Source organism: Armatimonadota bacterium (assembly GCA_035527535.1).
In the GTDB taxonomy this organism is placed as follows: Bacteria; Armatimonadota; Hebobacteria.
The window spans coordinates 1-20050 of sequence record DATLAK010000188.1 but is presented as its reverse complement, the minus strand read 5'-3'; the positions used below and the strand labels follow the sequence as shown (position 1 = coordinate 20050).

19 protein-coding genes are annotated in these 20050 nt (G+C 69.5%); 11 read left to right on the top strand and 8 right to left on the bottom strand.

All coding sequences use genetic code 11. From position 1 onward, the window contains the following. The first annotated feature begins 127 nt into the window (after window positions 1-127). The 8 genes from dnaX to VM221_14055 all read left to right on the top strand — a co-directional run bounded on the left by dnaX (window position 128) and on the right by VM221_14055 (window position 7148). Window positions 128-1711 carry a DNA polymerase III subunit gamma/tau gene (dnaX, locus tag VM221_14090; GenBank protein ID HUT75953.1) on the top strand — a complete coding sequence of 528 codons (1584 nt, stop codon included), beginning with the start codon at window positions 128-130 and terminating at the stop codon, window positions 1709-1711. A 134-nt stretch (window positions 1712-1845) separates the two neighbouring features. After that, entirely contained in the window at window positions 1846-2133 is a 288-nt protein-coding gene (locus VM221_14085; GenBank protein HUT75952.1) for a YbaB/EbfC family nucleoid-associated protein, read from the top strand. 139 nt (window positions 2134-2272) lie between these two features. Continuing rightward, a complete protein-coding gene (gene recR, locus VM221_14080; GenBank protein ID HUT75951.1) occupies window positions 2273-2872 on the top strand; it encodes a recombination mediator RecR in 600 nt (199 codons plus the stop codon). 118 nt (window positions 2873-2990) lie between these two features. Then, window positions 2991-3581, top strand: a complete 591-nt coding sequence (locus VM221_14075; GenBank protein HUT75950.1) for a 2-oxoacid:acceptor oxidoreductase family protein — start codon at window positions 2991-2993, stop codon at window positions 3579-3581. Continuing rightward, a complete protein-coding gene (locus VM221_14070; GenBank protein ID HUT75949.1) occupies window positions 3578-3907 on the top strand; it encodes a 4Fe-4S binding protein in 330 nt (109 codons plus the stop codon). Before VM221_14075 ends, VM221_14070 begins: the two co-directional genes overlap by 4 nt. Before the next feature lie 108 nt (window positions 3908-4015). Beyond that, window positions 4016-5200, top strand: a complete 1185-nt coding sequence (gene porA, locus VM221_14065; GenBank protein HUT75948.1) for a pyruvate ferredoxin oxidoreductase — start codon at window positions 4016-4018, stop codon at window positions 5198-5200. 217 nt (window positions 5201-5417) lie between these two features. Beyond that, entirely contained in the window at window positions 5418-6356 is a 939-nt protein-coding gene (locus tag VM221_14060; protein ID HUT75947.1) for a thiamine pyrophosphate-dependent enzyme, read from the top strand. Between the two features lie 360 nt (window positions 6357-6716). After that, the gene (locus tag VM221_14055) at window positions 6717-7148 is read left to right on the top strand and encodes a GNAT family N-acetyltransferase (GenBank protein ID HUT75946.1); all 432 of its coding nucleotides are present in this window, start codon (window positions 6717-6719) and stop codon (window positions 7146-7148) included. Between the two features lie 49 nt (window positions 7149-7197). On the opposite strand, the gene VM221_14050 is transcribed toward VM221_14055, so the two are convergent. The 8 genes from VM221_14050 to VM221_14015 form a co-directional block, all read right to left on the bottom strand. Then, window positions 7198-7647: a sulfite exporter TauE/SafE family protein gene (locus VM221_14050; GenBank protein HUT75945.1), complete on the bottom strand. Its 450-nt coding sequence runs from the start codon at window positions 7645-7647 to the stop codon at window positions 7198-7200. Window positions 7648-7715: 68 nt separating this feature from the next. Then, a complete protein-coding gene (locus VM221_14045; protein ID HUT75944.1) occupies window positions 7716-9629 on the bottom strand; it encodes a molybdopterin biosynthesis protein in 1914 nt (637 codons plus the stop codon). Window position 9630: 1 nt separating this feature from the next. After that, window positions 9631-10875 (bottom strand): gephyrin-like molybdotransferase Glp, encoded by a 1245-nt coding sequence (glp, locus tag VM221_14040; protein ID HUT75943.1) that lies wholly within the window; start codon window positions 10873-10875, stop codon window positions 9631-9633. 96 nt (window positions 10876-10971) lie between these two features. Then, entirely contained in the window at window positions 10972-12315 is a 1344-nt protein-coding gene (locus VM221_14035; GenBank protein ID HUT75942.1) for an ATPase domain-containing protein, read from the bottom strand. Window positions 12316-12375: 60 nt separating this feature from the next. Next, window positions 12376-13026: a MerR family transcriptional regulator gene (locus VM221_14030; protein ID HUT75941.1), complete on the bottom strand. Its 651-nt coding sequence runs from the start codon at window positions 13024-13026 to the stop codon at window positions 12376-12378. Between the two features lie 404 nt (window positions 13027-13430). Next, window positions 13431-14120 carry a hypothetical protein gene (locus tag VM221_14025; protein HUT75940.1) on the bottom strand — a complete coding sequence of 230 codons (690 nt, stop codon included), beginning with the start codon at window positions 14118-14120 and terminating at the stop codon, window positions 13431-13433. Between the two features lie 89 nt (window positions 14121-14209). Then, entirely contained in the window at window positions 14210-15019 is an 810-nt protein-coding gene (locus VM221_14020; GenBank protein ID HUT75939.1) for a zf-HC2 domain-containing protein, read from the bottom strand. Beyond that, complete coding sequence (locus VM221_14015; protein ID HUT75938.1) at window positions 15016-15579, bottom strand: sigma-70 family RNA polymerase sigma factor; 564 nt, start codon at window positions 15577-15579, stop codon at window positions 15016-15018. The genes VM221_14020 and VM221_14015 overlap by 4 nt, the downstream gene beginning before the upstream one ends. Window positions 15580-15848: 269 nt before the next feature. Here VM221_14015 and VM221_14010 point away from each other — a divergent pair, with 269 nt between their 5' ends. The 3 genes from VM221_14010 to ppdK form a co-directional block, all read left to right on the top strand. Continuing rightward, window positions 15849-16850: a SurA N-terminal domain-containing protein gene (locus tag VM221_14010; GenBank protein HUT75937.1), complete on the top strand. Its 1002-nt coding sequence runs from the start codon at window positions 15849-15851 to the stop codon at window positions 16848-16850. 137 nt (window positions 16851-16987) lie between these two features. Further along, a complete protein-coding gene (gene mazG, locus VM221_14005; protein ID HUT75936.1) occupies window positions 16988-18118 on the top strand; it encodes a nucleoside triphosphate pyrophosphohydrolase in 1131 nt (376 codons plus the stop codon). A 25-nt stretch (window positions 18119-18143) separates the two neighbouring features. Next, on the top strand, window positions 18144-20050 hold a 1907-nt coding region (ppdK, locus tag VM221_14000; protein ID HUT75935.1), incomplete at its 3' end, for a pyruvate, phosphate dikinase.

Below are 20050 nucleotides of genomic sequence, written 5' to 3'. Positions count from 1 at the left end.
AGGCGAGCGCCGGGTGTGAGCCTCGCTTGCTCCACTGCTCTACTGCTCACCTGCTCTGCCCAATGCGCCTTACACCTTAGCCTTTGGTGGCGGCGCCGCGCGGGCGGGGCGCCGCGGGAGGCAGGGGATGTCGTACCTGGCGCTCTACCGAAAATACCGACCCCAGACCTTCGACCAGCTCGTCGGCCAGCCGCACGTCGCCCGCGCCCTGCGCAACGCGGTGCGCGCGGAGCGCATCGCCCACGCCTACCTCTTCGCCGGCCCCCGCGGCACCGGCAAGACGACCACCGCGCGCCTGCTTGCCAAGGCCCTCAACTGCGACCAGGGACCCACCCCCGAGCCCTGCGGGGGGTGCGACGCCTGCACCCGCATCGCCCGCGGCTCCGCCCTCGACGTGGTCGAGATTGACGCCGCCTCCAAGACCAGCGTGGATGACGTGCGCGAGCTGCGCGAGCGCATCCAGACCGCCCCCGCCGTCGGCCGCTACAAGGTCTACATCGTGGACGAGGTGCACATGCTCAGCACCAGCGCCTTCAACGCGTTCCTCAAGACGCTGGAGGAGCCCCCGAGCCACGTCATCTTCGTCCTCTGCACCACCGAGCCCCACAAGCTGCCGGCGACGGTGCTCTCGCGCTGCCAGCGTTACGACTTCCGCCGCCTGTCCGCCGCCGACCTGACGCAGCTCGTGACCGGGGTCGCCCGGCAGGAAGGCATCGCCCTCGACGAGCGCGCGGCCGCCCTGGTGGTGCGCGCCGCTTCGGGGTCGGCGCGCGACGTCCTGAGTTTGCTCGAGCAGGCGCGGTCGTTCGCCGGCAACGACATCGGCGCCGCTGACATCCAGGCGATCGTGGGCGCGGTGGAGGTGGATCTACTCGCCGATTTCGCCGACGCGGTCGCCGATCGCGATGTGGAGGCGGCATTCCATCTGGTAGCGAAGGCGGTGGACGATGGGCGCGACTTGCGCCAGCTTGCGGGCGACCTGGTGGGGCATTTCCGCGATCTGCTGCTGCTGCGCGTGTGCCGGCGCGGCGAGGAGCTGGTGGCGCTGCCGGAGGGCATCGCCGAGCGGGTGCAAGCGCAGGCGCAGAGAATGCCGGAGCGCGACCTCGCGCGCGCCGCGCAGGTGCTGAGCGAGGCCGAACGCGAGCTGCGGCGCAGCGAGCAGCAGCGCCTGACGCTGGAGCTGGCGGTGGTGCGCCTGGCGTCGCCGGAGGAACCGGTCGCCGCGCCCGCTCGGGCCGAGGCGCCCGCGCCCCAGGTGGGCACGGCGGCCAAGGCGCCCGCTAAGGCACCCGCTAAGGCCCGCGCGCCCAAGGCCGCGGCGGTGAAGAAGCAGCCACCCGCCGCCGCGGACGAAGGGCCGACCGCGGCGGTGGGCGAAGTGACGCTCGAAGGGCTGCAGGAGCGCTGGCCGGAGATGCTGGAGAAGCTGCGCCTGCAGCGGCATTCGACGGTGGCCGCGTTCCTGGCGGAGAGCGCGCCCATCGAGCTCAACGGCAAGCGCCTGGTGCTGGGGTTCAATCACGAGTTCCACTGGAACCAGATGAAGTCGGCGCAGCGCCAGCAGGTGGTGGCCGAGCTGGTGGCGGCGGAGACCGGAGTCGAGCTCGCCATCGAATGCCGCCTGCGCGAGGCCGACGAGCCCGCGCCCGACGACGATGCGGGTGTGAAGAACGTGATGCAGATGTTCCCCGGCAGCGAGGTCGTGTGACGCGGCGGGAATGACATCCTTGCGCCGCAGCCGAACAGGGTTGAGGCCGGGAGCGACGCGGCGAGTCGCCGCAGCATAGCCAGAAGGCGCGAAGGGAGCGCACCGTGAGTCCGTTCAAAGCGGGACTGGAAAAAATGATCGCCGAGCAGATGCGCAAGGTGCAGCAGATGCAGGAGACCCTGGGCGCGGAGCGCGTGCAGGCGAGCGCCGGCGGGGGGATGGTGGAGGTGACGGCCTCGGGCCTGGGCGACCTGGTGGAGGTCAAGATCAAGCCGGAGGCGGTGGACCCCGACGACGTGGAAATGCTGCAAGACCTGGTGCTCGCCGCCGTGCGCGAGGCGCTTAGCAAGGCGCGCGAGTTGCAGCAGCAGAAGACCGCCGAGCTCACCGGGGGGCTGCAGATTCCGGGGTTGTTCGGGTAGCGTAGCGGTTCTCGTCGCGCGGGCGCGCGAGTGGTCCGTGCCCGTCGGTGGCGATCGCCAGTGAGGTCCCGTAGGGGCACGGCACGCCGTGCCCTTACTACGGTCGGGCGGCACAGCGCCGCACAGAGGAACGAGCGAAATGAGGTATTACCCGCGGCCGCTGGCGCGGTTGATCGAGGAACTGGAGCGCCTGCCCGGCATCGGCCCCAAGTCGGCGCAGCGCCTGGCCTTCCACCTCCTGGAACGCCCGGAGCCGGAGGCGCGCGCGTTCGCCGACGCCGTGATCGAGGTCAAACAGCAGATGCGGAACTGCTCGCGGTGCTTCAATGTCACCGACACCGATCCCTGCGCCGTCTGCGCCGACGAGCGGCGCGACCGCGGCCTCATCTGCGTCGTCGCCGAGCCGCGCGACGTGCTGGCGATGGAGAACACCGGCGAGTACGCGGGTCTCTACCACGTGCTGCAGGGCCTCATCTCACCCTTGGAGAACATCGGCCCCGAGCAGTTGCGCGTGGGCGAGCTGGTGGAGCGCGCGGGGGGGGGGGAGGTGCGAGAGGTCGTCATCGCCACCAACCCGGTGGTGGAGGGCGAGGCCACCGCCGTTTACCTGGCGGGGCTGCTCAAGCCGCTGGGGGTCAAGGTCACGCGCATCGCCCTGGGGCTGCCGGTGGGCGGGGACCTCGACTACGCCGACCAGCTCACCATCACCCGTGCGCTGCAGGGGCGCACCGAGATGTGAATCGTTGTGAGAATGGGGCTCTGATCCCCAAGGCACGAAGGCACCGAGCGCGCACGTCGCGCGCCCCATCGGTGACTTTGTGTCTTCATTATTGACGGCGAGATGGGAGGGAGGTAGTGTGACCACGAAGACCAAGGACCTGTTGGAGATCCGCTGGCATGGCCGCGGCGGCCAGGGCGCCAAGACGGCGGCGCTGCTGCTGGGCGAGGCTCTGCTCGCGAGCGGGAAGCACATGCAGGCCTTCCCCGAGTATGGCGCCGAGCGCATGGGCGCGCCCATCCAGGCGTTCAACCGCATCAGCGACCACGCTATCACCCTCCACTGCAATGTCGCCGCGCCCGACGTGGTGGTGGTGATTGACCCCACGCTGCTGGAGGCGGTGGAGGTCACCGACGGGCTCGGCCCGGAGGGCACGCTGCTGGTCAACACGCCGCTGGCGCCGGCCGAGGTGCGCGACAGGCTCGGTCTGCGTGGGCGCCGGGTCTATACGGTGGACGCATCGGCGATCGCCACCCAGACCATCAAGCGCAACATCCCCAACACGCCCATGCTGGGGGCGTTGGCCAAGGTCTCGGGGGTGATCGAGTTGGAGGCGCTGGTGGCGGACTCCCGCAAGCGCTTGGAGAAGAAGTTCCGCGCCAAGCCGGAGGTCATCGGCGGCAACCTGGAGGCGATGCGGCGCGGCTACGAGGAGGTGCGGGGCGAATGACCGAGAAGCACGGCGAGAGCAAGCCCGGCTGGAGGGAATTGCCCATCGGCGGGTTGATTCTGGAGCCAGGCAGCGCCCAGAGCTATAAGACCGGCGACTGGCGCACCCTGCGGCCGGTGTACGACGCAGAGAAGTGCCGCCAATGCATGCTGTGTTGGATCTACTGCCCCGATTCCGCCATCATCGTCGCGGATGGCAAGGTGGTGGGCATAGACCTCGACCACTGCAAGGGCTGCGGCATCTGCGCGAAGGAATGCCCGCCCAAGGCGAATGCGATCACCATGGTCGCGGAAGCGGACCTGCGGGACCAGGGCGACACGGGCTGACCGCGGATGGCTAGGCCCTTCGGGCCGCCATGGCGGCCTGCGGCCTAGCCATTACGCAGATGAGCGCCGATCCGCGACATCTGCGGTTCATATCAGTAGGAGAGCGCGATGCAGAAAACATTGAGAGCCTTGACCGGCAACGAGGCGGCGGCGGAGGCGATGCGCCAGATCAACCCCGATGTCGTCGCCGCCTACCCCATCACGCCGCAGACGGAGATCGTGCAGCTTTACTCGGGCTTCGTCGCCGACGGCATCGTGGACACGGAGATGGTGGCGGTGGAGAGCGAGCACTCGGCCATGAGCGCCGCCATCGGCGCGGCGGCGGCGGGGGCGCGGGCGATGACCGCGACCTCCAGCCAGGGCCTGGCGCTGATGTGGGAGATGCTCTACATCGCGGCGGGGCTGCGCCTGCCCATCGTCATGCCCATGGTCAACCGCACCCTGTCGGCGCCGCTCAACATCCACTGCGATCACTCAGACAGCATGGGCGCGCGGGACAGCGGGTGGATCCAAGTCTACTGCGAGGACTCGCAGGAGGTCTATGACAGCCTGCTGCAGGCGGTGCGCATCGCCGAGCACCCGGAGGTGCTGACGCCCACCATGGTGTGCCTCGACGGCTTCATCCTCAGCCACGCCATGATGGGGGTCGAGGTGTACCCTGACGACGAGGTGCGCGAGTTCGTGGGTATCCGCGAGCCGCACTACACCTTGCTCAATCCTCAGCAGCCCATCACTGTCGGCGCGATCGACATGTTCGACTACTACTTCGAGCACAAGCGAGCCCAGGCGGAGGCCATGCGTACCTGCCAGCCGCATCTGCGCGAGGTATTCGCTGCCTTCGCCGACCGCTTCGGGCGACGCTATGGCTTCATCGAGCCCTACCAGCTTGACGACGCGGAGTACGCCATCATCGCCATCGGCTCGACGGCCGGCACCGCGCGCGCGGTGGTGGATGAGCTGCGCGCCGCCGGTCGGCCGGTGGGCCTGCTCAAGCTGCGCGTCTTCCGCCCGTTCCCGGCGGAGGAGCTGATTGACGCGCTGGCCCACCTGCGCGGTATCGCCGTTCTCGACCGCGCGGAGGCGATGGCCGGCCTGGGCGGGCCTCTGTTCGGCGAGATCCGCTCCGCGCTGTACGATCTGAACCCGCACCCCACGGTCACTGGTTACGTCTATGGCCTGGGCGGGCGCGATATCCGCACCGACGAGCTCGCGGCCGTCTTCCATCAACTCCAGGACGACGTCGCCGCCGGTCATAAGGACCAGCGCTGCCGCTACATCGGCGTGCGGGAGTAGGGGAGAGAAGCATCCGCAGATGGCTAAGCCCTTCGGGTCCGCCACGGCGGCCGCAGAGCCGCCTAGCCGTTACGCAGATGAAGAGTAGGGGCAAGGCATGCCTTGCCCCTACCTCCCAGCCATCTCTTTTGCGTTGTCCGCGGCTCCGCGGTTGAATCTGGTGATCTGCGAAATCTGGATAATCTGCGGATAGTCAATCCGTCCCAGGAGGATATGAATGCCCAGCGTCAAGGAGTTGATATCGCGGCCCACGGTTTTCACGGGCGGCCACCGCGCCTGCGCCGGCTGCGGCGCGGCGACGACCCTGCGCCTGCTGATGGAGACGCCCGACTTGCCCGTGGTCGCCGCCATCTCCACCGGCTGCATGGAGGTCGTCTCCACCATCTTCCCCTTCACCGCGTGGAAATGCTCGTACATCCACAGCGCGTTCGAGAACTCCGCCGCCACCATGTCCGGCGTCGAGTCCGCCTATCGCGCGCTGACGCGGCGGGGGCGCCTGAGCCAGGAGTTTCGCTTCATCGCCATCGGCGGCGACGGCGGCACCTATGACATCGGCTTCCAGTCGCTGTCGGGCGCCATGGAGCGCGGCCATCGCATGCTCTATGTCTGTTACGACAACCAGGCCTACATGAACACCGGCATCCAGCGCTCCAGCGCGACGCCGATGGGGGCGCATACCACTACCAGCCCCGCGGGCGAGGTGGTGCCCGGCAAGCGCCAGGCGCGCAAGGACCTCACCGCCATCATGGTCGCCCACGAGATACCCTACGCGGCACAGGCGACGCCGGCGATGTGGTCGGACCTGGTGCGCAAGGTCGAGAAAGCCCTCAAGACCGACGGCCCGACGTTTATCACCATCCTCGCGCCGTGCCCCTTGGGCTGGGGCTACCCCAATCAGGACACCATCGCCATCTCGCGCGAGGCCGCCGACACCTGCTTCTGGCCGCTCTACGAGGTCGTCAACGGCGAGTACAAGCTCACCTACAAGCCGAAGCAGAAGAAGCCGGTCGTGGATTTCCTCAAGCGGCAGGTGCGCTACAAGCACCTATTCAAGCCCGGCAACGAGCGCATGCTGGAGGACCTTCAGCGCTCCGTGGACCGCAAGTGGGCGAAGCTGCTGAAGCTGGCGGGGGAGGAGGGTGGCACCGGTTCTTAACCTATGCGAGTTCCCCGTCGAGCCGCACTTCCGCCTGTGGTTCGGCCCGCTGGAGTTGGGAATGCTGGACAGCCATGACCATCGGCTCATCGCCCCGTCAGCCGCGCGAGAAGCCAAGCGCGCAGCAGGAATATCCACAGCCAATGTGTTACCTATGTGCCCGAACGCGCATCCCGTCTTGTCGGGACCGGTGAAGGTGGAAGGCCGTGCCCTCGCACCCTCTCTCGGTCCGCCTCGGCTGACGCTGCGGCGGACCGGTCTCCCCCTGGAAGGGGGAGAGGTATCAAACGCGCCTCACGCGCGGGAAGATGCTCGACGTGGGCCATCCGCCCGGCGCCGGCGCGGGCACGGAGGCGTTCAATGAAATCGGTTGCGCCTATGGTGCGAAGAGCAGCTGTCGGCGACGCCGATGCCCTCTTCGTTCTGGTCGAGAGGTTTGCGAGATCGTTTAGGCCGGGGCGTGATGTCTTTCAAGAAGTATTGGAGCGGCTTCTCCAGGATGACTGTGCCTGGCTGTCGGTGGCTGAATGTTCCGGATGCGTGGTCGGCTATTGCTTGGGCTTCGACCATGATGCTTTCTACGCCAATGGTCGCGTCTCAGCGGTCGAGGAGATAGCGGTGACGCCCGATCAACGTAGGAAGGGGGTCGGACGCGCTCTAATGACGGCGTTCGAGGAATGGGCGCGGTCGCGCGGCTCCAAGCTCGTGGGCCTGGCTACTCGGCGAGCCGCGCCTTTCTACGCGGCGCTGGGCTATGAGGAATCCGCCGTTTACTTCCGGAAGGTGCTATAACTCGCCGTTGTCCTTCGTGTCTTCGTGGTTTGCCATCCCGTGGTTGCGCTCAGCGCAGCAGGAACATCCGCACCACCACGGCCACCGCCAGCACCCCGGCCAGCACTCCCATCTCGCCGGTGGTCCCGCGCGGCATCATGCGCACCGCCGCGATCACCATCAGCAGCGCGAACAGCGTCCGCAGCGCCTCCCGGGGCAGTACCGACGCCAGCCCCGCCCCGCAGCGCGCCGCGACCACCGCCCCTACCGTCAGCGCCGCCGCCACCGGCAGGTTGACCTTGCCCTCACCCGCGTAGCTGTAGGCCCCGACCATGGCGGTCGGAATCATCACCGCCAGCGCGGTGCCCTGCGCCGCGTGCTGGGTCAGGCTGAACAGCACCACCAGCGCCGGCACCATGATCACGCCTCCGCCGATGCCGAGCAGCCCGCTCGACCCTCCCGCCACCGCGCCCACCACGATCAGCGCCAGCAGCCGCCACAACGACAAGCCCACAATCATAGTCACCACCCTCCAGGTCATAGGGGCGGACCGCCCCCTGCAGCATCCCGCGACCGCGAGCGCGCGCTTCAGGCAGCGCGGATGGCCCCGGTCGCGCTCACATCGTAGCCGCCCAGCGATTGCAGCGTCCGCCTGAACTCTTCCTCGTTCAGAGCGGTCACCAGGGCCAGGAGCGGCTCGCGCGCCAGCTCCGCGGTCACCACCGCAAGCTCGTAGCGCTCCCGCGCCAGGGGGACGAACCCCAGGCCCAGCGCGTGCGCGGCCGCCGCAATGCCGACGCCGACATCGGCGGCGCCCGACTGCACGGCGGCGGCGACCGCCAGGTGCGTATAGACCTCACGCCGGTAGCCTTCGATGGCGCTCGCCGCCACGCCTGCCCGGCGCAGCTCGTAGTCCAGCAGCACCCGCGTCCCCGCGCCGCGTTGGCGATTGATAAAGCGCAGCCCGGGCCGCGCCAGGTCCTGCCATCGCTGCAAACCCAGGGGGTTGCCGGGCGCGACCACCAGGCCCTGCTGGCGAAGGGCGACGGTGACGAGGCTCACCTGCCCCGGCTCCCACAGACGCCGCACGTGGGCGACGTTGTAGTCCCCGGTGTCGGGGTCCAACAGGTGCGTGCCCGCGGCGTGGCAGTAGCCGCCCCGCAGCGCCCCCAGCCCCGCCTGGCTGCCGACATGGGTGGAGGCGAGCCTCATGCCCGGGCGCGCGCGCCGCAGCCCGGCGTCCAGCGCCTCGATGCTCAGGTCGTGGCTGCCGGTAACCAGAATGGTCGCAGACAGCGCTTCCTCCGGCACGCGCAGGGCGCACGCGGCCTCCTCGCCCTCGCTCAGACCCTCGCTCAGCGCCGGTATGCGCACTACGCCGTCCGCGCGCACGAGCGAGGTGATGAGCCCTGCGCCTCGCGCCAACGGCACCGCCACCAGCCGCCCGCCGACCTCGCCCAGCCGCACGCGCACGAACTCCTCGCTGCCTGCGATCGATGGGAGGTCGCGCGAGATGACGGCATTGCGCACTTGCTGCACCGGCGCCGCCACCCCCAACCAGCGCGTGACCAGCGGCTCGACGAACTGCTCGAAGCAGATCACCGCCGACACCGGATAGCCCGGCACGCCGATGAACGGCGCTGACCCCACCAGGCCCAGGATCACCGGCTTGCCCGGCCGCATCGCCACCCCGTGCACCACCACCCGACCGAGGTCGGCGAGCGCGCGGGCGGTGTAGTCGCGCGTGCCGGCGGAGGCGCCGGCGATCATCGCCACCGCATCGCAGCCGCGCGCCGCCTCCGCGATGGCCGCGCCCAGCGCCTCGCGGTCGTCGGGGATGATGTTCCAGCGCACCGCTTCGCAGCCGCGCGCCGCCAGCAGCCCCGCTAGCAGGTGCGAATCGAAGTCCACGATCTGCCCGGGGGCGAGCGGGGCCCCCGGTTCCACGACCTCGCTGCCCGTCGGGATGACCGCCACCCGCGGCCTGCGTCGCACCGCAACCTGCGTCACCCCGCCGGCGATAAGCGCCGCCACGTCCACCGGACGGATGACATGGCCCGGCGGCAGCACCGTCTCGCTCACCACCAGGTCCTCGCCCGCAGGGCGGGTATTGCTCCAGGGGGCGGCGGCGGAGGTGATCTCGACCTCGCTGCCGCAAACGGCGACCTCCTCGATCTTGACGACCGCGTCGCGCCCCGCGGGCAGAGCGTCGCCGGTGTTGATGAACTCCGCGTCGCGCGGAACGCCCAGCCGCCGAGGCGCGGACTCGCTTGCGCCGACCGTATCGGCGGCGGTCACGGCGATGCCATCCATGGCGGCGGCGTGGTAATGGGGCCACGAGCGGGCGGCGGCAATCGCCGCCGCGGTGACGCGCCCGCGGGCGTGGATGACGTCCACCATCTCCGCCGCTACGGGGCCGACTTCGGCCTCATCGAGCGCCCGGCGCCACAATTCGTGGGCGCGCGCCAGGGAGACAACGGCAGGTGCCGGCTCGCGCGCCACCTCAGGCCTCCTCCGCGAACGGCATGATCTCGACCTCGTCGCCCGCGCGCAGCACCTCGACCTCGGGCGGAATGTGCAGCACGCCGTCGGCGCGCACGAGCGTGGTTATCAGCGCCGACCGTCCGAGCACGGGCACCGCGTGGAGCGCCTCTCCCCGGCGCTCGAGGCGCACCCGCACGAAATCCGACCGCCCCACGCTGGAGCCGAGGTCGCGTTCGAGCACGGCCCGCACTCCGCGGCGCGGGGCCGGGGCGCGGCCCAACAGGCGGCGTATCGCCGGCTCCACCACCAGCCCGAACACGATCAGGCTGGACACGGGGTGGCCGGGGAGGCCGAACACGGCCTTGCCCCGCGCGACGGCGATGATGGTCGGCTTGCCGGGACGCAGGTTGAGACCGTGGGCCAGGATTCCCGGAGCGCCCAGGGAGGCTATCGCCTGGGGCACCAGGTCCTCGGCGCCGACCGAGCTGCCGCCCGACACGCACACCAGGTCGCCGCGGTCGAGCGCATCATCCAGCGCACCTCGCAGGTCGGCGGGCGAATCGCGCACGATCCCCAACCGCAGCGGCTCTCCCCCGGCCCGGCGCACCGCCGCCGCCAGGCTCCACGCGTTGAGGTCGCGCACCTGCCCGGCGGCAGGACTGGCATCGGCGGGCACGATCTCGTTCCCGGTGGAGAGAATGGCGGCGACCGGGCGCCGGCGCACGGGCACCGACGTCATCCCCAGCGCCGCCAGCGCGCCGAGGTCCTGCGCGCGCAGGGCGTGCCCGGCGGGCAGCAGCTCGTCGCCCGCGCCAATGTCATCTCCGCGGGCGACGACGTTCTCTCCGGCGGCGGCGGCGCGACGCACCTCGACCTCGGCTGCATCCCACTTGCGGGAGTGCTCGACCATGACTACCGCGTCGGCGCCTTCGGGCATCATGCCGCCGGTGGGTATCCACATCGCCTCCCCGGGGGCCAGGGGGCGGGAAGGCGCGGCGCCCATGCGCACTTCGCCGGTGACGTTGAGGTAGGCGCACGCGCCCTCGGTCGCCCCGTGGGTATCGGCGGCGCGCACCGCGTAACCGTCCACCAGGGAGCGCGCGAACGCCGGCAGGCATTCGGGGCTCACCACCGGCGCGGCGGTGATACGGCCCCAGGCGTGGTCGAGCGCCACCTGCTCCACTGGCTGGGAGGCGAACGGCAGGTGGGCTTCGAGGGCCTGCCATGCTTGGGCGATGGTCTGGAGCTTCCAGGTCTTGGCCATGGCCTGTCACACGTGGGGCGGGACCGCCGCTGCCGCCCGTCAAGCCGGGGCCGGGCGCAGATGCCCGCCCGCCATCGGGCTCGGCGCCGGAGCGGCTCAGTACTCCAGCAGCTCGATGAAGGGCGGCTCGGCGATCTCGATGAAGGCGACCACCGGCGTGCGCACGGAGTTTACGGTCCTCAGCACCTGCAGGTAGTTGTAGGGGCCATCGCGCCACACGCGGACGATGCCGTCGGCGAGCGAGCGGATGCGCTCGACCGACTGGCGGTCGGTGACCTCCGGGTTGAGGGTGGCCATAGCGACCGCGCTGCGCTCACGCAGGGATTCGCTGAGAACGTTGCTGAGGTTGCGCAGGAACTCGTCGGAGGCCATTCCCGCCAGGATGCGGGTGAGATCGAGGAACACCCGCAGCTTGCGCCCGGCCGCCGCCTGGAGATCCCTGAGCGCCGTGGGCAGGTCCGCCTGCGGCGACACCAGTGCCAGCTGGCCCGCCGCGCGCAACGCGTCCAGCTCCTGGGTCAGGCCGAAGCGCGCGGCCGTATCCACCAGCGGGCCGGGCACCACCGCCTCGGCCTCGATGATGGTGAAGCAGTCCCCCGCCCCCAGCGACTCGCGTAGGAAGTTGGCCTCGAACACCGCCTGGTGGATGTCGGCGCTGGTCTCGAACAGGTAGAACGCGCCGTCGGGCACGCCTCCGCCCAGCAGGTCGTCAAGCGCGGGGTGGCCGGTGGAGGCGGCCTGCTCGAAGTGGAAGAAGGGGCTGCGATGGGGCGGCACCACGCGCACGCCGTCTTCGTGGATGAAGAACAAGCTGCGCCCCGACAGGTGGTGAGCGCCGCGGCTCTTGATGACCTCCAGGAAGCGCATGCGCTGGCCGTCCACACTCTCGCGCGTCAGGTGGATCACCGAGTCGGCGGTGTATTCCTCGGCGCCGGAGCCCGGGGGCTCGTTTTCCACTAGCTCGCGGATGAGCATGGCGGTCAGCCCCTCGCGCTTGAGGGCGTTGATGATGCCGTAGATCATCTCGCGCAGCTCGCCGGGGTCGTCAGTCAGGCGGCGGAAGTGGGTGATGCTGTCCACCACCACGCGCCGCGCGCCGATCTCGCGGATCATCTGCGCCAGCAGCCCCTCCTGGCGCTGGATGTCCTGCTGCATGAGCTCGGGTGAAGTGAACAGCACCTTGAGCTGATCCTTCTCCTCCAGGCGGCGGAAGTCCCAGCCAAAGCTCATGGCATCGCGATAGATCTGCTGCGGGAACTCCTCGAAGGTGATGAAGAACCCCGGCTCGTCGTACTGGGTGATGCCGCTGTAGATGAATTGCATGCCGAGGCTGGTCTTGCCGGTGCCCGGCGCGCCCGCCACTACCACCGAATCGCCCTCCACCAATCCGCCCCGCGTGATATCGTCCAGGCCGCCCACGCCGGTCAGAATCCGTGCCATCAATGTCACCTTTTTCCGGTCTGGGGGTGAGTCGTCAACTCCGCCCCGCGGCGCTCCCGCCTAGTGCCGACGCTGAGGGATGTAGCGATAGACATCCGAGCCGGGGTAGCTGATCTTCTGGATGAACTTCTTCTGCTCCAGCAGGTCGAGCTCTTCCTCCACCTCGGTCGTCTCGCGTCCCAGGCGCAGCGCGATCTGGCGCGCGGTGTTGACGGTGTAGGGGTTGGCCTCAAAGAACCCAATCAGTCGCTCGACCCCGGTGAGGGAGGCGGCTACCTGGCCCAGATCACCGCTGACGCGATAGGTGCGGATTTCCCGGCGGATGCGCTCCGCCAATTGCTGCAAGTGGTTCGCCTGCTGCAGAATGAGCTGCTCGAGCTCCGAGTCGGGCAGCTGCTCGACGCGGCGGCGCTCGTCCTCGCGGCGCTTGAGGAAGGCATCCGCCTCTTGCACCGCCCCCTCCAGGCTGTAGCCCTGGTCAAGGCCCTGCTTGATGAGACACACCTTCTCCACCGCCGAGTAGTCGTAGGTGCGGCTGCGCTCCTCGTCCACCGGCTGGACGATGCCCTTGTCGGTCCAGTAGGAGAGCTGGCGAACGCTGACTCCGCACAGCGCGGCGGCCTGGCCGATGCCCAGCTGCAGGCCTGCCAGGAGGTCGCTGATGTCAATCGGCGTCAGCCCTTTCTTCTTCCCGTCGGTGCGACCCGTCATGTGGCGGTTCTCCGTGCGCTGCATTTGCTGCCGCGCGCCAGCGCCGGGTCGGGGGGGTCGGCCGGACGCGCGGAGGCTGTCGCGCCGCGCTAACATATGCTGCGCGCCCTTCGCGATTCCCCCCATGGTCATGTACGGCAGATCATACAAAGCTCGTCCCGATCTCACTCGGTCAGCACGAGCAAGGCGCGGCAGCTACCGGCTGCCGCGCCTGAAAGGGAGTGCGCTGGAGCCCCCGTTGCTGGGGTATGACCGTTCTTCCTGGGATTGGCGCCGCGTGCGCGACCTAGCCGCTCGGGGCGACTTCGCAGGTTGGAAATGGCTAGGCCCGCAGGGCCGCCATCCCGGCTCCGACCGTGTCGGGGCTTAGGGACCCGCGTCACCGGGAGCATGAATGACTCGCGCTACGGCGCCGTCGCCATCGCCAGCACCTTCTCCTTGAGCAGACCTACCAGGTGCTCGATGGCCTCAGCCGAGGGCCCGATGCCTCGCAGTTCCTGCTCCTCGTCCGCGGCGCCGGGGCGGCGCTGGGGCTCCCGCCTGCCGGCCGCTCCCTGGCCGCCGGGCCCCCGCTGCATGCTCCCCATGGTGATGCGCTTGACCATCTCGATTTGTTGCGCGCCGAGGAAGCCGGCCGCCTGCGACATGAGGCGTTCAACTTCGTCCGCGTACTGCCGACGCACTGCGGACATCGCGGCGTAGGTGTCGCGGCTTTGCTCCGCCGTGGCGGTGCCCGCCAGCAGGCGCTGGCGCTCCTGCCGCAACTGGTCCAGTGCCTGCGCCCGCAGCCGCCGGTCTGCCGCCACCGCTTGCTCCAGCAGCGGTATCAACTTCTCGATCTGCTCGCGGGTCATGGCCAGGAGATTGACGGCGCGCAGGATGACAATGTCGCGCACCATCGCCGTTAGCTCGGGATCGCGCTGGCCCATCAGCATCGGCATGGGCATGCGCTCCTGCGCCGGCCCCATCGCGGCACCGGGCCGCATTGGTGCATCTGCTCGCGGCGCACGCGACTCAGCCAGGCCCGGCGCGGCGGTGATCACCACCAGCAGCGCCGCCACTGAGAAGACCTTGTACCCGTGAAATGCTCGCATCTTCGCGCCCTCCTTCGTCATGCCGGTCAGCGTTCCGTCAAGTTTCGTGTATTGGTGGATGCTTGCGGCCGCCGGCCGCTCCCTGGTGGTTACTGCACGGTGAGCGTCTCCCAGCGCTTTTCGTCTACCTCGCTGAAGGCCACCTGCACCAGCTCGTCCAACGCCTGCGCCGTGTACCCCGATTTCTCGTACACGCGCGCCACATCCAGGCGCGCCATCTGCGACCCGCCCTCGTCGCGCGCCGCGGCATAGGCCGCCAACGCCTGCTCGAGGTCGCCCTCACTCTCGTACGAGCGACCCGTCTCGCGGTATTGGGGCGCCGGCGAAGATGCGGCGGTTGCGGTCGCACCGGGTAAGGGCGGCGCGGTCAAACGGCGCTTCGGCCGGACCCGTCGCGCCGGCGGTGCGATCTTCGCGGCCGGTTCCGGCACGGTCGCGGCCGCTGCAATCCGTGGCTGCCGGGTTGCGGACTCCACCTGTGGCTTGAGCGCCTGAGCAATCCGGGGCGAAGTCTGCACGGGCACAGGCGCGGCCGGTGTCACCGGCGCCGGCGGGCGCACGAAGGAGACCCACAGCGCGACCGCGGCCAGCACCCCCGCTGCCGCACCCGAAACCGCTACCAGCGACGGCCGCCACGCGCGCCGCCCGGCAGGCGCGCTGACCGCCTCGATGCGCTCCATTACGCGTCCGACGAAGCCCACCGGGGGCTCCGCTTCCGCCGGCAAAGCTGCGATCGCGCGCGCCTGTGCCGCCAGCGCCGCGGCCCACGCGCGGCAGCCCGGACAGCGTTCGAGGTGCGCCGCGACGCGCCCGGCGTGAGGAGATGCTTCACCGTCGAGGCAGGCCTCGATCGCGCTGCGGACGGCGCGGCACTCGAGCTGGCGGCGTAGGGCATTCACGGCGAAATCTCCTCGGCGGGCGCCGCTTCGTCCTCCATCCGCGCGCGCAGCGTCTGCCGCGCACGGCGCAGGTGGGTCTTGACCGTCGGCAGGGGAATGCCCAGCGTGCGGGCCATGTCGGCATATGACATGTGCTGCAAATGGCGCAAGATGATGGCTGCCTTGTAGTGAGGAGGCAGGTCGGCGATGGCCCGCGCCAGACTGTGGCGCGTAGTCACGCCGTCATCCCCGGCAGGCGAGGCCGGGGCGTCGGCGTCGTCGAGCGCGACCTCGGGCCGGCGGCGGCGGGCGCGCAGCAGGTCAATGCACATGCGGGTAGCGATCTGAATCAGCCACGCACGCAAGCTGCTGTCGCCCCTGAAGCTCGAGAGCCGCGAGTAGGCTCGCACGAACGTCTCCTGTGCCGCGTCGTCGGCCTGGTCGCGATCGCCCAACATGCGCAGCGCCACGCCATAGACCACGCGCTGATGCCGCGCCACGATCTCGGCGAAGGCTTCCCTCTGCCCCGCCAGGCAGCGCCGCACGGTCTCCAGATCGGCGATGTCTGCGGGCCTATCCATTGTCCGCGTGGTTCATCAAGGTAGACGTCCGCGCGACGGCGAATGTTTCGGGGCCTCGCCGGCGCCTGTGCTGCGTGCGCCCAGCGAGCAGATTCTACCCCGCGCTGCCTGCCCTGGCAACCGCCCCACCCGTGCCTCCCAGCCCTGGGCGTGCTTGACGCGGGGTCCGAGCGTCTTGTAGAATCTCCGTGGCAGGCGGCCGTGCGCGGCCGCCGGTTTTACTGTCGCGGCCCCACAGAAGCGCTGCCCAGGCGAAAGGAGCCCCACTCATGAGGCGGTTGTCCCGATTGATCATGGTTGCGATCGCAGTCATGCTGGCGGCGGTCACGACCGGTTGCGCCCGACGCGCCATCGCTAAGGTGAATGGCGACGTCATCACCGAGCGGGAGTTCTTTGACCGCCTGCAGGTGGCCCAAGGGCGGCAAGTGCTCGATCGCCTGATCCTGGAGAAGTTGGTCGAGCAGAAAGCCAAGCAGAAAAAGATCGAGGTCACGGAGGCGGAGGTCAACCAGTTCGTGCAGGATCTCAAGCGGGAGAGCGGGGACCGCTGGCCCCAGTACCTGCGCGCCGCCGGGCAGACCGAAGAAGACGTCAGGCGGGATGTGCGCGACAATATGCTGATTGTCAAGCTCATCATTCCCGAGTCGGAGATGAAGCGCTACTGGGAGCAGAATCGGACTCGCTTTGATGAGCCTGCGGCCGTGACCTATCGCCGCGTCGTTCTCGGGAGCAAGGCGGAGGCGGAGAAGGTGCGCGGGCAGATCGTCAGCGGCAAGCTGACGTTCGCGCAGGCGGTCAAGACGCTGTCCAAGGATCCGGTCACCCAGCAGCCCGGCGGGGAGATCGGGCCGATCCCGCAGGGGTACGGCGATCCGGACCTCGACCAGACCCTATTCAGCATCCCGCTGAAGCAGGTCAGCGAACCGCTCCCAGCGGCCTTTGCGCAGGACGCCTACCAACTGGTCGAGGTGGGGAAACGCACGGCGGGCAGGAAGGTCGGCTTCAGCGAGGCGGAGTCGCGCGTGATACGCGCGCTCACGCGTACGCGCGAGCAGGAGATCGGTGACTTCCTGAGCGATCTGCGCGCCGAAGCGAGCGTCACCATCCTGTCGCAGAGGTACCAAAGCTTGGCGGAGCAGTATGCCCAACTCAAGCAGCAGAAGCCGCCCAAGATAGGTGCTCCCGCCGAGAAGCCGGCCGCGACGCGGGCGACAGCGGAGACCGCTCCGGCGAAGCCACAGACCGCCCCCGAGAAGCGCGCGACCAAGTAGGGCGCGGTGTCGCGGATAGCGGTCGCGCCAGGTCGCGATCGGGAGCGCGGGCGCCTGCACTGGCGGCGGGTGCTCGCGCCGTTATTGGGGCCCGCCTCCGCCGCGGTGCCGGCGGGGCACGGCCGTGGAGGCATCGTTTGCCGAAGCCCGACTCCATCGAGGCGGCCGTCGCCGCAGCGGGTGGGAAACTCACTGGCGTCATGGTGTTCGACGCGCACCAGGGCGAGGTCGCGCCCAGCCCTGACGGTGACGCCCTCGTCATTGGCATCGGCAACCGCGGCTCCGCCGCCGCGTTGAAGGAAGTCGTCGCCGCGCACTACCCGCCGGGCTATGTGGTGACCGCTGTCAGCCGCCCAGGGGCGCGCGGCCAGCAGGTGCGCCCGCTGACCGTCGCGACCCTCGACCAGGCGGGCGAGATGCAGCCCCCGGTCAGCGTGTTCGTGCCGGCCCCGCCCCCCGAGCAGCGCCCGACGGTGACGGGCCTGCGCGCGATCATGGCGCGGTTGCGGGGGCCGGACGGCTGCCCCTGGGATCGCGAGCAGGATCATCGCGCCCTGCGGTGCTGCCTGCTGGAGGAGGCGCACGAGGCGCTGGCGGCGATTGACCGCGAGGACTGGCGAGAGCTGGCGACGGAGCTGGGGGATATTCTGCTGCAGGTGCTGTTTCACGCGCAGCTGGCCGCGGAGCGCGGGGATTTCAACTTCGACGACGTCGTCGTGCGGCTGCGGGACAAGCTGGTGCGCCGCCATCCCCACGTCTTCGGCGACGCGGTGGCGACGGATGCCGAGGCGGTGCTGCGGCGCTGGGATGAGCTCAAGCACGACGAACGCAGCGAGAACGGGGAGCCGGCGCGGGGCGACCTGCTGGCCGGGGTGGCGCCCGGTTTGCCCGCGCTCGATCGCGCGCACAAGGTGCAGCGGCGCGCGGCGCATGCCGGTTTCGATTGGGCCGATATCGCCGGGCCGCTGGTCAAGCTCGCGGAGGAGATCGAGGAGCTGAAATCGGCGCTGGCGCGGGAACGCCCCGGCGCGCGACGACTGGAGGAGGAGCTGGGCGATGTTCTGTTCGCGGCGGTGAATGTCGCGCGCTTCGCCGGCGTCAACGCGGAGCAGGCGCTGCGCGTGGCGGTGGATCGCTTCGCCGGGCGCTTCGCGACGATGGAGAAGATGGCCGCCGCACAGGGCCAGGCCCTGGCGGGGATGAATCTGGAGCAGATGGATGCCCTCTGGGAGCGCGCGAAGGAGGCGCCTTCCGCGGGGTCGCAATAATCGCAGGTGGAGGAGGATCGAATCCATGGCCGGTAAGGCGAAGAAGTCGAACCAGAAGTGGGTGTATCTGTTTGAGCAGGGCGATAAGGATCAGAAGGACCTGCTGGGGGGCAAGGGCGCGAACCTGGCGGAGATGACCAACCTGGGGCTGCCGGTGCCGCCCGGGTTTATCATCACCACCGCGGCGTGCAACGCCTACAGCGCGACCGGCAAGCTCCCCGCCGCGATGATGGAGCAGGTAGCGGCCGCCCTCAAGCAGGTGGAGAAGCAAACCGGCAAGCGCTTCGGCGACCCCGCCAACCCGCTGCTGGTGAGCGTGCGCTCGGGCGCCAAGTTCTCGATGCCGGGGATGATGGACACCGTCCTCAACCTGGGCCTCACCCCCGACACGCTGCAGGGCCTGATCCGCCTCACCGGCAACCCGCGTTTCGCCTACGACGTCTACCGGCGCTTCATCATGATGTTCTCCGACATCGTGGTCGGGCTCGACCGCAAGCATTTCGAGCGCATGCTGGAGAAGAAGAAGGAGCAGCTGGGGGTCGCCCTGGACACCGAGGTGGATGCGGACGCGCTCGCGGAGCTGGCGCGCCAGTACCGCCGTTTCTTCCGCCGCCGGCTGGGCTATGATTTCCCCACCGACCCCCCGCAGCAGTTGCAGATGGCGGTGCGCGCGGTGTTCGACTCCTGGAACAACAAGCGCGCCCGCGATTATCGCAACTTCCACAAGATCCCCCACGACCTGGGCACCGCGGTCAACGTGCAAACCATGGTCTTCGGCAACATGGGCGAGGACTCGGGCACCGGCGTCGCCTTCACCCGCGATGTGGCCACCGGCGAGAAGGTGATCTACGGCGAGTACCTGATGAACGCCCAGGGCGAGGACGTGGTGGCGGGCGTGCGCACGCCCATCGCCATTGCCGAGCTGGGCAAGCAGAATCCGAGGATCTACAAGCAGTTCCTAAGCATCGCCCAACGCATCGAGCGCCACTACCGCGACGCGATGGACATCGAGTTCACCATCGAGCGCGGCAAGCTTTACATCCTGCAGTGCCGGGTGGGCAAGCGCACCGCCGCCGCCGCGGTCAAGATCGCGGTGGACATGGCCGGCGAGCGCCTCATCCGCCGCCGCGAGGCGCTGCTGCGGGTGGAGCCGGCGCAGATCAATCAACTGCTGCTGCCGCGGTTCGACCACGCCGCCATCGAGACCGCCCGCAAGTCGGGGAGCCTGCTCGCCAAGGGGCTCAACGCCTCCCCCGGCGCCGCCACCGGCATCGCGGTCTTCGACGCCGATCGCGCCGAGGAAATGGGCGGCAACGGCAAGGCGGTTATCCTGGTGCGCCCGGAGACCACCCCCGACGATGTCCACGGCATGTTGGCCGCCAAGGGCATCCTCACCGCCCGCGGCGGCGCCACCAGCCATGCCGCCGTCGTCGCCCGCGGCCTCGGCCTGCCCTGCGTGGCGGGGTGCGAGGGCATCCGCGTGGATGAAGCCAAGCGGCTGTTCTCCGCCGACGGCAAGGTCATCCGCGAGGGCGACGAGCTGTCCATTGACGGCGCCACCGGCGAGGTCTTCGCCGGCGCGGTGGCGACCATCGCCCCCAACCTGGAGGAGAACGAGGAGCTCAGGTCGCTGCTGGGATGGGCGGACCGGGAGCGGCGCCTGGAGGTGTGGGCCAATGCCGACTATCCCCGCGACGCCCTGCGCGCGCGCGGCTTCGGTGCCCAGGGCATCGGCCTGTGCCGCACCGAGCACATGTTCATGGAGCAAGCGCGCCTGCCCATCGTGCAGAAGATGATCCTGGCCGAGACCTCGCCGGCGCGGCGCAAGCAGCTCGATCAACTGCTGCCGTTCCAGCGCGCGGACTTCGAGGGCATCCTCGAGGCCATGGACGGCCTGCCGGTGGTCATCCGCCTGATTGACCCGCCGCTGCA

Coding starts and splice junctions, on each gene's coding strand:
- dnaX (HUT75953.1), top strand. CDS start 128: ATGTCGTACCTGGCGCTCTACCGAAAATACCGACCCCAGACCTTCGAC.
- VM221_14085 (HUT75952.1), top strand. CDS start 1,846: ATGATCGCCGAGCAGATGCGCAAGGTGCAGCAGATGCAGGAGACCCTG.
- recR (HUT75951.1), top strand. CDS start 2,273: ATGAGGTATTACCCGCGGCCGCTGGCGCGGTTGATCGAGGAACTGGAG.
- VM221_14070 (HUT75949.1), top strand. CDS start 3,578: ATGACCGAGAAGCACGGCGAGAGCAAGCCCGGCTGGAGGGAATTGCCC.
- porA (HUT75948.1), top strand. CDS start 4,016: ATGCAGAAAACATTGAGAGCCTTGACCGGCAACGAGGCGGCGGCGGAG.
- VM221_14060 (HUT75947.1), top strand. CDS start 5,418: ATGCCCAGCGTCAAGGAGTTGATATCGCGGCCCACGGTTTTCACGGGC.
- VM221_14055 (HUT75946.1), top strand. CDS start 6,717: ATGAAATCGGTTGCGCCTATGGTGCGAAGAGCAGCTGTCGGCGACGCC.
- VM221_14050 (HUT75945.1), bottom strand. CDS start 7,647: ATGATTGTGGGCTTGTCGTTGTGGCGGCTGCTGGCGCTGATCGTGGTG.
- glp (HUT75943.1), bottom strand. CDS start 10,875: ATGGCCAAGACCTGGAAGCTCCAGACCATCGCCCAAGCATGGCAGGCC.
- VM221_14035 (HUT75942.1), bottom strand. CDS start 12,315: ATGGCACGGATTCTGACCGGCGTGGGCGGCCTGGACGATATCACGCGG.
- VM221_14030 (HUT75941.1), bottom strand. CDS start 13,026: ATGACGGGTCGCACCGACGGGAAGAAGAAAGGGCTGACGCCGATTGAC.
- VM221_14025 (HUT75940.1), bottom strand. CDS start 14,120: ATGCGAGCATTTCACGGGTACAAGGTCTTCTCAGTGGCGGCGCTGCTG.
- VM221_14015 (HUT75938.1), bottom strand. CDS start 15,579: ATGGATAGGCCCGCAGACATCGCCGATCTGGAGACCGTGCGGCGCTGC.
- VM221_14010 (HUT75937.1), top strand. CDS start 15,849: ATGAGGCGGTTGTCCCGATTGATCATGGTTGCGATCGCAGTCATGCTG.